The following is a 12,916-nucleotide window of genomic DNA, read 5'->3' as shown; positions in this document are numbered from 1 at the left end:
AGCATAGAATAAATAACAGATATAGGTAATAGAATCACATTGATTTCTTAGACGAAGGACATTATTATTATACTATTATCATTTGCAGTTGGTGGGGTTGCGTTAGCAGCAGGAAGTACAATACAAGCTAAGATAAAATCAATATTTGCATCTTACAGACAAAAAGTAAAGACGGATGTTAGAAATGAAGTTTTAAAAGAAGATCGAGGAAACAAGAGATGTAATCGAAAAAGAAAAAGCAGATCAAATAAAGAAAGCTAAAAATGACTTATCCAATATAGAAAAAGATAAGATTAAAGAAGTAACTAGTGAACTAAATACACAAAAATCAATTACTGTTGAAGAAATATCAGATACAGTGACTCAAGTCAAAAAAGAATATGAGAAAACTCTTGATAATCGTATTGAAGAATTAATGAAAGAAGAGTTTGAATCAAATTCAAAGAAAAATAATAAATAAGATAAATATAAAGAGTGCCAATTTTTGGCACTCTTTGCGTTTATTAAGTAAAATATATTTAAGAAATTGTTTGTAAATTTGTTATATAATAGGTTTTGTATTAAAATAATATTATATAGAGATAGCGTCATGAATATTTTATACTGGAGGAAAAAGATGTTTATAAAAGAACATATGGAAAAAGTAACAATTTCTAAAAAAATATTTAATCATTATGATATGAAAAAGATAATGTTCTTTGATATAGAAACAACTGGTTTTGATAAGGGAAAAAACAGTGTAATTCTAATATCAGCAGGATGGTTTGTAGACAAAAGTACTTTTTTTATAAGGCAATATTTTGCTGAAAGTTTAGAAGAAGAAAAAGATGTGTTAAATGTATTTAAAAAAGATATAACAGATTTTAATGTATGGTGTTCTTATAATGGAAAAGCTTTTGATGAACCTTTTATTAAAAGAAAAATGAAAGTTAATAATATAGAATTTATAGAGCCAAAGATGCATATAGATTTATATAGAATTATTAGACCTTATTATAAACAATTAGGCATAGAAAGATGCAATTTAAAAAGTGTAGAAAAATTTCTTGAAATAGAAAGAGAAGATAATATAGATGGAGGAATTTGTGTAGAACTTTATTTTCATTTCTTAGATAATAAAGATTTTGAACTTAGAGATATTATCATGCTTCATAATTTTGAAGATGTTTTAAACTTGCCTCCAATATTTCAAATTGTCTATGATATAGAATGTAACAGTAGTTTAAAAAGAGAAGATTGTATAACAAAAAAACAGCTGAAATATTTAAATTATCTTTTACGAAAAAATAAAATTACCATAGATGAGGATATAGAAAGAATATCTAGGAAAGCAGCTTCAAGAATTATAAGTTGCATACTTAAAGGGAAAATAGATGAATGTGAATTTAAAAAAATAATAAACAATAGCTACTAAAGAATATTTAACATTTATTTTGTTAATTATATAATTATGATTAGGAGGGGTAGAGTATGAAAGTTAAGGAAATAATGCACTCCCAAGTTATAACAATAGATATAGGCGACAATATAAAAAGAGCTCTTGATGTGATGAATAAAAATAATATAAATGGGGCACCAGTGGAAGATAAAGATGGAAATCTAGCAGGAGTTGTTGTAAAAGCAGACATTTATAGATTTTTAATTGAACAAGGACATTATGATACTTATCCTATAGAAAGTATTATGACAAAAGATGTTATAACTGCCAATAAAGATGACGACGTAATAGAAGTAGCAAATAAGCTTATAAATAATGATATAGCTTCAATACCAATTGTAGAAGGAAATAAGGTTGTTGGTATGGTTTCTATAGAGGCAGTAGTTGAATATTTTATAAAACTAAAGTAAGAAAGTTAAATGATGCTGGGAGGATAAGCTAAGGACGATTCATGGTATGAGGAAGGGAACAATATCAGTTGGTATTATAGGTATCATTATGGATAGAATTGCTTCGATATAATTTGGAAATTACTTTCTCATATTTTAATAAAACTAAGCCCCTTTAATATGTATATTAAAGGGGCTTGTAGATATTCCATATTTACTTTTTTTCATCATACATTGGACAATGTGATGAGCAACTTCCGCAATCACATCCGCCAGATATTTTTTTCTTAGCGCTTTTAACTAATATAAATATTGCAAGAGCAATAAGTAGAATAGTTATAAACATTTCCATTCAAATCACCTCATTGTGAGTAATAAAGGATTAATAATTATTAATTATTAACTTATGAAAAAATTAATGTTCCTATATTATAGGTCAAGAATGCCATTAACCATGCTAAAACTAATTGATAAAATACAGAAAATACTGCCATTTTAGTTCCATATTCTTTTTTCATTGCAGCAATTACTGATACACAAGGAGTGTAAAGTAAAACAAAAACTAAGAAGCTGCAAGCTGATATTGTTGTGAAATGAGAAGCTATAGCGCTAGATAAATCACCACTATAAACAACTCCTAGAGTTCCAACAACAACTTCTTTTGCCATAAGTCCAGTAATTAGAGCAACAGCATTTTGCCAAGAACCAAAGCCTAAAGGTTTAAAGATAGGACTAACAAGGTTTCCTATATTTGCAAGAAAACTGTTGTTTATATTCGTCATTCCAGACCAGTTGAAGTTTTGTAGTAACCAAATTATAACTGAAGCTGCAAATATAAGTGTACCGGCTTTCTTTAAGAACCCTTTTCCTTTTTCCCAAGTATGAAGTAGCAAGCTTTTAGCCTCAGGTAATTTATATTCAGGTAATTCTATAATAAAAGGTTCCTCATCTTTTTTGAATATAGTATTTTTAAATAATAGTCCTATTATGAAAGCCATCAATATCCCTAGTAAATAAAGTGAAAAAACTACTATATCTTGTTTACCTTTAAAGAAAGCAGCTGCGAAAAGTGCATATACAGGTATTCTGGCATTACAAGACATTAAAGGCACAAGTAAGGCAGTTAACTTTCTATCTTTTTCACTTTCTAAGGTTCTTGCTGACATTATTCCAGGAACAGAACAACCAAAACCAACTATTAATGGGATAAAAGCTTTACCTGATAACCCCATTTTTCTCATTATCTTGTCCATAATAAAAGCTCCACGAGCCATATATCCGCTATCTTCAAGGAAAGAAATTCCTAAGAATAATGCTAAAATAACTGGTAAAAATACAACAACAGATCCAACTCCGCCAACTATTCCGTCTATTATTAAAGATTTAAACCAAGGACTGCTGCTGGACAATACATTTTGTAATAGTGGAACTAAATTCTCATTTAAAGCTCCATCTAAAAGGTCTGCTAAAGGTTGTCCCACCCAATTAAATGTAAACTTGAATATTAAGAATAGAATAGCAAAGAAAATTGGATAAGCTGCAAACTTATTTAAAACTATTTTATCTATTTTTTCAGTAGCAGTTACTTTATTGTCAATAGAATAGGCAATACAGTCTTTTAGAATATTTTCAATGTAATTATAAGTTTCTTTTTCATTCAGTTCTTTATATTTATTAAGAAGTGAAAAGTTAAACTCTTTTTGGAATAGTTTTTGTTTTATAGTTTCAATTCCATTATTTTTAGAAGCTATTATAGGAACTACATTAACTCCTAATTTTTTAGAAAGAACATCAAAGTCTATTGACATTCCCTTAGCTTCTGCTACATCAATCATATTAAGTACAAGTATTATAGGTTTGTTAAATTGTTTCAGCTGAGTAGTTAAATATAGATTTCTATCTAAATTAGAAGCATCCACTATATTTACTATTACATCAACATCCTCTTGTAATAAAAATTGTTTTGCTACTTTTTCTTCATTTGAGTAGGTATCCATTGCATAGATTCCAGGAAGGTCAACTATCTTAATAGAATCTTTTATGTAACCCTCTTTTCTGTCAACTGTAACTCCGGCCCAGTTTCCTACACGTTGGTTAGAACCTGTTAAAGAGTTGAAAAGAGTGGTTTTACCTACATTAGGATTTCCAACTAATGCTGCGGTAATCATTTATATTAAGCCTCCTTATTATGCTGTTTTCATTTGTAAATTAGTTTTTATTTTAATATTTTGAGCATCTTTTTTTCTTATTGCTAAGTCAAATCCTCTTACTTTTATAATAATTGGATCACCAAAAGGAGCAGAAGTTTTTACGCTTACTTTAGTACCTTCTATACAACCCAAAGCTAATAATCTTTTTGAAAGTTTTTCATTCCCAATAATTCTATCTATAAATCCCTCTTCGCCAGGTCTTAAATCGCTAATGCTCATTTTATATCCCCCTCTATAATCATGAAAATCATTCTCAATTAAATATTATCATCATATACTCATTTTGTCAATATATAAATAAGTGTGTTACATTTGAAATTTTATGAGAATATAAGGTGGTTTTTGATGTTTTTTGAAGAATGTGAATATAGTTCGCAAAATTAGGAAAATATGAGACAATGAAAAAACAGAAATATATAATATTTTATGGTATAATTTATTTAGTTTAGACTAGAAAAGAGTGATAAGGTGATTATAAGAGAAAATAACATTAAAGTAGAAAATTTTTCCCAAGAGTTTATATTGGAAATTGATGGGAAGAAAGATTTATTTAAGGATGCAGTATTCTTTGATTTAGAACATTATCTTTATAAAAAACCAATATGCATAGGAGTTTTTGGATGTTGTTATTATGATAGTAATGATAATGAACTAAAAGTAACACAGTATATGATAGAAGGTAAAAAAGATGCACTTCCTATTTTAGACATGGCAAAGAATTATTTTAAGGAAATGTATGAAAAATACAATAAAAGATATATAGTAACTTTTTCAGGCAATAATGATTTTACAGTAATAGATTATTTGTTTGATAAAAATAAAGTTGATTATAATATAGATGATTATTATAAAAAAATTGATTTACAGAGGGAATATGAAAAGTTAATGGGAGCCAATATTGGACTGAAAAATCTGGAAAAGATATTTGATATAGAGAGAGAAGGGGAACTCATAAGCGGTTCTAATTTATCTAAGACATTTTGTAAGGTTATGAAAGATTTTGATTATATGAATAGAATGCCAGAAGAAAAGAAGCAGAGAATACTTTTATATAATGAACAGGATGTAGTTAGTCTTTTTCAAATATATATAGATTGGAAGAAGTTCTTAAAAAAAGAAGTGGAGTAAGATAATGCAAAAATACAAAACATATAATACTTTGACAAAAAAATTGACTATTACTAATATTATGTATTATAATGTATGAATAGGGTATAAAATGGGTAATTATTGAAAGAAATGGAATATATATATATCAAAAGTCAATACTATGGGAAACGAAGAACTATATACTGTATTTGGGCACTTGGTATATAGGGAGTTAGTAGTGCAACCGACTATTTCGTAAGAAGTGGTCGGTTTTTTTATATTTAATTTATTATCTATTTAAAAATATGATTTAATAACGATAGCAAAATATGCAAACTTAGTATTATATCAGATTAATGTGAGTTTGTAAAATTTTCATTGGAAAAAAGCAAAAAAATCTTATATAATTAAAGTATAAAGGATAGTATCATTATTTGTCGAATTATATCAACAGATAGTAGGTGAATGAGAAGATGAATGTTTTAAATAAAAAAAGACTTGGAGACTTATTGGTTCAAGCAGGTAAAATTACGAAGGAACAATTAAAAACTGTACTAGCAAAGCAGGGATCTTCAGGTGCTAAGTTAGGTGAACTTCTTATTCAGGACAAGATATTAAATGAAGAAGATATTATAGAAGTTCTTAAGCTGCAGTTGGGTATAGGTAGAGTTCATTTAGATATGATGAAGCTAGATAGAGATGCAGTTAGAGCAGTACCAGAAAATTTAGCAAAGAAATATGGATTAATTGCTTTTGCTTTTGAAAGAAACAATATAAAGGTAGCTATGACAGATCCGCTTAATTTGTATGCTATTGATGATGTTCAAATAGCTACAGGTAGACAAGTTATTACAGTAATAGACACTAAATTGAATATAGAAAAGGCTATAGATAAGTATTATTCAAGTGAATATGTAGAAAAGGCTGCAGAAGAACTGAGTAAATCACATGAAAAATTAGAAGTAAAACAAGATGTAGAAGAATTTGAAGATGTAAAAAATGCACCAGTAGTAAAGCTTATTGATTCAGTGATAAAAAATGCAGTTAAGGCTAACGCAAGTGATATACACATAGAGCCTTTTGAAAATTATATAAGAATAAGATACAGAGTTGATGGGGCACTTCAAGAGGTTTTAAGAACATCAAAAGATAATATGGGTTCACTAGTAACTAGAATTAAAATATTAGCAAGTCTTAATATAGCAGAAAAGAGAATTCCACAGGATGGTAGAATTATTACAAAAATTGATGAACAGCAGATTGATTTGAGAGTATCATCTCTTCCAACAGTTTTTGGTGAAAAGATAGTAATAAGGGTTCTGAAGAAAAATGAATCTTTAATAAATAAGGAAGACATGGGTATGACTTGTGAAGATATGGACAAGCTAGAAAGAATTATAAAAAGTCCTTATGGAATAATTTTAGCTACAGGTCCTACAGGAAGTGGAAAATCTACAACTTTATATACCTTACTTACTGAACTGAATAGTGGAGAGAGAAATATTGTTACAGTAGAAAATCCAGTTGAATACACTATAGATGGGGTAAATCAGGTAAATGTAAATACTAAAGCAGGAATGACATTTGCTTCGGGATTGAGAGCTATTTTGAGACAGGATCCAGATATAGTTATGATAGGAGAAATTAGAGATGCTGAAACAGCTCAAATATCAGTAAGAGCTGCTATAACAGGTCATTTAGTTTTAAGTACAATTCATACCAATGATACAGCTTCAACCATTGCTAGACTAATGGATATGGGGATAGAGTCTTATCTTCTTGCATCTTCAGTTTCAGGACTTATATCTCAAAGGCTTGTAAGAAAGATTTGCCCAAAATGCAAAGCAAAATATGAGGCAAGTTCCTATGAAAAGAAGATGCTGGGTATTGATAAAAACGAAGAACTTAAGTTGTATAAAGGTGAAGGGTGTACTTACTGTAACAACACTGGTTATTATGGTAGAAAAGGCATATATGAAATAATGGAAATAACAAGGGAACACAGAGATTTAATACAGGATGAGGAAAGTGTAGATAAAATCAGAGATTTAAATAGGTCAATGGGAATGAAAACTTTGAAAAAAGCTTGTAAAGAGTTGGTTTTAAAAGGTCAGACAACTATTGAGGAGCTGACAAAGGTTGCATTTTTGAAGGAGTAGTAAAAAATATGCATAACAAAAGAGGTGAATGTTATGCCCTTATTTAAATATAAGGCAATGGATAACAAAGGGAAAAGAATCCAAGGAGAGTTTAGTGCTAACAACAAAAACGAAGTCCTTGCAATGATAAGGGAAAATGACTATTACCCCTTATATGTTGAAGAAAAGATTCAAAGTAAAGAACTTGAGCTGGGAAGTGCCTTTTCAAAGATTAAGACAAAAGATTTAGCGGTTTTCTGCAGACAGTTTGCAACGCTTCATGAAGCTGGCTCAGATATACTGAATTCAGTTAATTTGCTTAGAAAACAATCTACAAATAAAAAAATGAGGGATAGTCTTGATGTAATATACGAGGATATTCAAAAAGGTTCTACTCTATCAAGTGCTATGAAAAAATATGAAGATGTTTATCCAAAGCTGCTTGTAAATATGATAGAGTCGGGAGAAGAAACTGGGAGTTTAGGCACGATTTTAGAAAGAATGGCAGAGCAGTATGAAAAGGATAATAAAATAAACGGTAAGATAAAAGGAGCACTTATTTATCCGATAATATTATTAATTGCAGCTATAGGAGTAGTAACTTTTTTATTAACCTTTGTAATGCCAACCTTCATGACTATGTTTGAAGGCAGTAATATGGAACTTCCAGGTCCTACAAAAGCAGTTATTGGGTTGAGTGCAGTACTAAAAAATTACTGGTATATGATTCTTATAGTTATTATGTTATTTATATTAGGAATAAGAATGTATGGCAAAACCACTTTAGGAGCTAGAAATTTAGATAAGTTAAAATTGAATTTCCCTTTAATTAGGGGTACAAATAGGAAAATAGTAACCTTAAGATTTGCAAGAGGATTATCAACAATTCTATATAGTGGAGTTACTATGGTAAATGCTCTTGAGATTGTATCAAAGGTTCTTGACAATAAAATGGTTGAAGATTTGCTTATGCAGGTTCGAGAAAAGGTAGTAAAGGGTATTCCATTAAATGAAGCTCTAGAACATATAGAGATTTTTCCACCTATGGTTATATCCATGATAAAAATAGGGGAAGAGTCAGGGTCTTTAGATGATATTTTAGAAAAAACAGCGAGGTTTTATGATCAAGAGGTTGAAGAAGCCTTATCAAAAATGACTGCCATGGTAGAACCTATACTTATTTTAGTAGTAGGACTATTGGTAGGATTTATAGTTATAGCTATGTTAATGCCTATGTTTGATATGTACAACGCAATATAAAGGCAGTTGAGAATTGACAGTGGACAGTTAATTCAAAAAGCTAACTATATTTATGATTATAATTAAACTTTAAATAAAACATTAAAAGGGGAGGGTATTTTTATGAATACTAATTTAAAGAAAAACTTAAAGAAGAAAAAAGGTTTTACACTTATTGAACTTATTGTTGTTATTGCTATTTTAGGAATATTGGCGGCTGTGGCAATACCTAGATTTACTAATACTCAAGAAAAAGCTAAAATAAGTGCAGATCAAGCTAATGGTAAGCTGATAGCAGATGCTGCTGCAATGGCAATTGCTAATGGAACCTTAACAACAGGTACAGATTATACTGCAGTAACAGCTGTAACAACTACAGCTGCTCCAAAAGTTACAGCTGAGCTTAGTACAGTTCCTAAACCTCAACAAACAGGAAGTGCAGCTTCATTTTATATAAAAATTTCGTCAGCTGGAGAAATAACTGTTTACAGAGATACTACTGGTACTAAACAAGTATATCCAAAATAATGAGTGTGTAAAGTATATAAAATTAATTTTAATTTATACATTATGGGTTATTACACCTATAATGTATAAATTGTTATTTAAGAGAAATAATTCAAAAAGTTATTTTATGAAAACTATATGAAACTGTACTACGTAAAAGGAGGTGCTCAGCTTGTTTCAAAGAAATGTATTATCACTGGAACTTGGAAGTGAAAATGCTAAGCTGGTGGAAGGAAGGATGCAGGGAAAGAAGGTAATAGTTCAAAAAGCCCTGAGTTTTGAAGTTCCTAAGAATTGTTTTAATGATGGAGAAATTACTAATTTAATTACAATGAAAGAAGAATTAGCAGAAGCTATAAAAAGAATGAATACTAAGACCAAGAAATTAATATGCGTATCTAAAAGCACCTCTATAATTACAAGGGAGATTTCTGTTCCTCTTGTAAAACCCAATGAAATGGATTCTTTAATAGAATACGAAATGAAGCAGTATCTTCCTATAAATTTTGATGAATATATAATTAAATATAAAAAGCTAAACGAGTATGAAGAAGAGAGTGTAAAGAAGGCGGCAATACGTGTAGGAATTTATCCTAAAATAATGGCAAAGATGTATTGGGATTTAGCAAAGGAGTTAAAGTTTACTCCAGTGGCTTTAGATTTAAGTTCAAACTGTATAGCTAAATTATTTGATATTGATGATATAGATATTAATTCTGAACAATACAGCTTAGAAAATACTGTGGTAGTTGTAGATATAGGCTATGAACAAATAGAGTTAAATATAATTTCAGAAGGAGTACTGCAGTTTACAAGAATTATTATGGGCGGAGGAAGTTATTTAGACGCTAATATAGCTAGTGAACTTGGTATAAGTGATAAAGAAGCTGAAAAGAAAAAGATGGCTTTATGTAATTTAAAAGAAGGTAAGATTTTAGAAAATGAAGAAGCTGAGATTATTACTGCTTCTGTAAAGAGAGTAGTGGATAGATGGGCTAGTGATATTCAAAGAATGATTGACTACTATATAAATAAAAATAGATTTAAAAAAATGAGCAAGATTTATATTCATGGTGGAGTAAGTGAACTTAAAGGGATTTGTGGATATATGGAATCATTACTTAATATACCTGTTGAAAAACTGGAGCAGATGAGCAATATTTCAGTAACTGGTGAAGCAGCTTGTAATATTAACTTAGAAAGATATCTAAATGCCATTGGCGGCATTATTAGACTTAGATAGGTGATGATATGAGAGATTATAATTTTTTTGAAGCCTTTTATGAAGAGAAGAAAAGTTCAAGCTTAAAATTTGTTTATGTTGGTATTATAGCAACTATGATAGTTGGTGCAATGGTGGTTGGGCATTTATATACTGTATTTAAAATAAATTCTCTAGAAAATGAAGTTGCTAGCAAAGAGAAAATCTTAAATTCAAAAGAACTTAAAACAGCAGCACAAAAAATGGATATTGCACAGAAAAAACTGAACTTATTAAACAATTATTATGATGCTGTGGAAGAAGTAAATAAAATAACTATGAAGAGTGACAGGATAAAAACAGCACTTATAAAAAAAGTATCTAATCAAGTTCCTAAGGAAGTATCTTTTCAGGTAATGAATATAAGTGATAATGTAACCATACAAGGAACGGCTGCAAATAGAACTTCTATTGCAGAGTTTGAGCATAATTTAAAAACTTGTGGAGTATTTGATGATGTTCATGTATCAAATATAACAAGTTCTGAGGAAGGAACACAATATTCATTCAACATTATATGTTCGTTTAAGGAGGAGAGTGTAAATGAAAGCAACTAAGCGTGAAAAAATCTTACTGATTATATTGTTAATTGTTGCACTCCTTGGGGCATATTATAAATTTATATTTAGTGTAAGAATGGATAAAGTTAAAGAGTTACAAGACAAAAGAGATAAATACAACGTAGAAATTCAGAAATTAAATAATAATGTAGTTCATGAGAAAAAGCTTAATAAAGAAATAAAAATTATTAATAGTAAAATATATGAGAATGTAATAGAATTATTCCCTTCAATTAAAGAAGAAAAGATAATAGTTATTTTAAATGATATGATAGAAAAATCTGGTGTGCAATGTGATTCTTTTAGCATATCAAAACCAGAAGTTCAGAAATTAAAAGAAGAGCAGAAAAAAGATAATACTCAATCATTCTTATTAGAAGGGATTGTTAAAGAATATAAAGCTTTAGACGAAGAAAAGTCTTCAAATAAAAATAAAAGTCAACAAAATAATAATAAAGAAAATAATGATAAAGAAAAAGATAATAAAAAGGTTGAGCCAGAAGCAGAAAAAATGACAATAGGTATTAATTTTAAAGGTTCATACGATAATGTAATGAAATTTATAGATGAAATTACAAATTTCAACAATAGAATAGTTATAAAAAATATAAGTTTGACTGCTGATGAAAGTAACCTTGCAGGGAATTTAACTCTTGAATTTTATGCAGTACCTAAACTTTCAATTGAGGAAGACAGTGAATACTTAAAGTGGGATTTTAAGAATGAATATGGTAAGATTAATCCATTTTTCGATAATACAATAGGAAAAGCAGAAGTAGTCACTGAAAGTAAAAGAAATTACGATTTTTCTATGAATGTTGTGCCTATAAGTTCAGATTTACCAACAGTTATACTTGGAAAAACAAAGGACAGTTCTAAAAAATCTTATGTTATATCAGATAATCCAGGTATTGAAAGTGTAGAACTTTATATTACTGAAGCAAATGGAAAATATTATTATAAATATAAAAATGGTAAAGAAGCTTATCCAGCAGATTTTAATGGCAATGGAACTGTATTTAATCCAATAGAAAACACCATCAATATTTCTATATTTTCAAGTTCAAGAAATTCTAGCGAAGATTTAGCAGGAGCTAGTGTGAAATTATATAATAATACTAACAAAGAAGTTATAGTCGATATAAAATATGATGATAAAAATAAGCCAAGAGTAAGTGTGATTAATAAAAGTGGAAAAATTACAGTGAATCGTAAGTAGTTGATTTGGAGGGGGAAAATGAGAAAGAGCAAAGGTTTTACTTTACTAGAACTTTTAATAACCATTGCTATACTTGGAATAATAATTACTCCTCTTTCCAGTATGGTTTTAACCTCAGTTAAGTTTACAAAAGTTTCAGAGGATAAGCAAAAAGCTACTAATTTGGCACAAAAGTATATGGAAAAAATCAAATCAGGAGTTAATTTGAACAGCTATAATTTAGATGAAGGTAATTTTCATGTGGATTGTTCTATAGAACCTGTTGAAGGCTATGAATTTAAACATAATTCAGTAAGTGGAGAAAATGGCAGTGACAGCATAGCTTCTGATTATAAGATTGTATTTCCAAAGCAAAGTGAAGTTATACAGTTTTATAATAATAATCAAATTTTATCAATACCACAACAAAATGTAGTCAAGCCTTATATAAAAATTCACAGTATGGACAATGATATAGTGTTTACATTAAGAGATGAAGAGAAAAAAACTGAAGATGAAAGAACAATTGGACACGAAAAAATAATTAGAAGCAGTGAAAAAGAAAAGGATAAAATAAAAATAAGAATTGATATTTTAAGAGATTTACCAAATGGACTTACAATTTCAGCAGATAATGAAAGCAGTGATATTTTAGAGTTATATTTTGTTAAAGCTGATAAGTTAAGTTCATCACCTGAAATTATTGTTGAAAAACACGGTGGTAAAATAAGACAGTATAATGACATTTTAAAAATAGAAGATAATTCATCTATTTCAAATGAAGCCAATAAAAGACTTTATAAGATTGTTGTAAAAGTGACGGATAAAAAAACAGGAGAAACTTTAAGTGTGAATAAAGGATATAAGACATTTCTAAAATAAGGAAG

13 protein-coding genes and 1 riboswitch are annotated in these 12,916 nt (G+C 28.9%); of the genes, 10 read left to right on the top strand and 3 right to left on the bottom strand.

The window, feature by feature from the left end; all coding sequences use genetic code 11:
* Positions 1–616: 616 nt before the first annotated feature.
* Together OXH55_RS09825 and OXH55_RS09820 are read left to right on the top strand one after the other, a co-directional pair.
* Positions 617–1,414 (top strand): ribonuclease H-like domain-containing protein, encoded by a 798-nt coding sequence (locus OXH55_RS09825; RefSeq protein ID WP_268049762.1) that lies wholly within the window; start codon positions 617–619, stop codon positions 1,412–1,414.
* A 56-nt stretch (positions 1,415–1,470) separates the two neighbouring features.
* Positions 1,471–1,848: a CBS domain-containing protein gene (locus OXH55_RS09820; protein WP_268049761.1), complete on the top strand. Its 378-nt coding sequence runs from the start codon at positions 1,471–1,473 to the stop codon at positions 1,846–1,848.
* Positions 1,849–2,041: 193 nt separating this feature from the next.
* On the opposite strand, the gene OXH55_RS09815 is transcribed toward OXH55_RS09820, so the two are convergent.
* From OXH55_RS09815 to OXH55_RS09805, 3 genes are read right to left on the bottom strand one after another with little or no spacing between them, the layout of a single operon-like run.
* Positions 2,042–2,179, bottom strand: coding sequence for a FeoB-associated Cys-rich membrane protein (locus tag OXH55_RS09815; RefSeq protein WP_268049760.1), 138 nt, complete (start codon positions 2,177–2,179; stop codon positions 2,042–2,044).
* 52 nt (positions 2,180–2,231) lie between these two features.
* Positions 2,232–3,995: a ferrous iron transport protein B gene (gene feoB / locus OXH55_RS09810; protein WP_268049759.1), complete on the bottom strand. Its 1,764-nt coding sequence runs from the start codon at positions 3,993–3,995 to the stop codon at positions 2,232–2,234.
* An 18-nt stretch (positions 3,996–4,013) separates the two neighbouring features.
* Complete coding sequence (locus tag OXH55_RS09805) at positions 4,014–4,256, bottom strand: FeoA family protein (RefSeq protein WP_268049758.1); 243 nt, start codon at positions 4,254–4,256, stop codon at positions 4,014–4,016.
* Positions 4,257–4,505: 249 nt separating this feature from the next.
* On the opposite strand from OXH55_RS09805, the gene OXH55_RS09800 reads away from it, so the two are divergent.
* The 8 genes from OXH55_RS09800 (at position 4,506) to OXH55_RS09765 (ending at position 12,911) form a co-directional block, all read left to right on the top strand.
* Positions 4,506–5,165, top strand: coding sequence for a ribonuclease H-like domain-containing protein (locus tag OXH55_RS09800; protein WP_268049757.1), 660 nt, complete (start codon positions 4,506–4,508; stop codon positions 5,163–5,165).
* Between the two features lie 137 nt (positions 5,166–5,302).
* A riboswitch (cyclic di-GMP riboswitch) is annotated at positions 5,303–5,385 on the top strand.
* A 214-nt stretch (positions 5,386–5,599) separates the two neighbouring features.
* The gene (locus OXH55_RS09795) at positions 5,600–7,285 is read left to right on the top strand and encodes a GspE/PulE family protein (protein WP_268049756.1); all 1,686 of its coding nucleotides are present in this window, start codon (positions 5,600–5,602) and stop codon (positions 7,283–7,285) included.
* A 33-nt stretch (positions 7,286–7,318) separates the two neighbouring features.
* The gene (locus OXH55_RS09790; protein ID WP_268049755.1) at positions 7,319–8,524 is read left to right on the top strand and encodes a type II secretion system F family protein; all 1,206 of its coding nucleotides are present in this window, start codon (positions 7,319–7,321) and stop codon (positions 8,522–8,524) included.
* Positions 8,525–8,626: 102 nt separating this feature from the next.
* Positions 8,627–9,031, top strand: coding sequence for a type II secretion system protein (locus OXH55_RS20020; RefSeq protein WP_272509019.1), 405 nt, complete (start codon positions 8,627–8,629; stop codon positions 9,029–9,031).
* A gap of 151 nt (positions 9,032–9,182) precedes the next feature.
* Positions 9,183–10,253 carry a pilus assembly protein PilM gene (gene pilM / locus OXH55_RS09780; RefSeq protein ID WP_268049754.1) on the top strand — a complete coding sequence of 357 codons (1,071 nt, stop codon included), beginning with the start codon at positions 9,183–9,185 and terminating at the stop codon, positions 10,251–10,253.
* A gap of 8 nt (positions 10,254–10,261) precedes the next feature.
* Positions 10,262–10,828 carry a PilN domain-containing protein gene (locus OXH55_RS09775; protein ID WP_268049753.1) on the top strand — a complete coding sequence of 189 codons (567 nt, stop codon included), beginning with the start codon at positions 10,262–10,264 and terminating at the stop codon, positions 10,826–10,828.
* Entirely contained in the window at positions 10,815–12,050 is a 1,236-nt protein-coding gene (locus OXH55_RS09770) for a hypothetical protein (protein WP_268049752.1), read from the top strand. The genes OXH55_RS09775 and OXH55_RS09770 overlap by 14 nt, the downstream gene beginning before the upstream one ends.
* Before the next feature lie 18 nt (positions 12,051–12,068).
* A complete protein-coding gene (locus OXH55_RS09765) occupies positions 12,069–12,911 on the top strand; it encodes a prepilin-type N-terminal cleavage/methylation domain-containing protein (RefSeq protein WP_268049751.1) in 843 nt (280 codons plus the stop codon).
* Positions 12,912–12,916: the final 5 nt, after the last annotated feature.

It is taken from the genome of Clostridium ganghwense (assembly GCF_026735165.1).
GTDB lineage: Bacteria > Bacillota > Clostridia > Clostridiales > Clostridiaceae > Clostridium_H > Clostridium_H ganghwense.
Note: the sequence above shows the minus strand (reverse complement) of the source record. Positions and strands in the feature narration are given on the sequence as shown.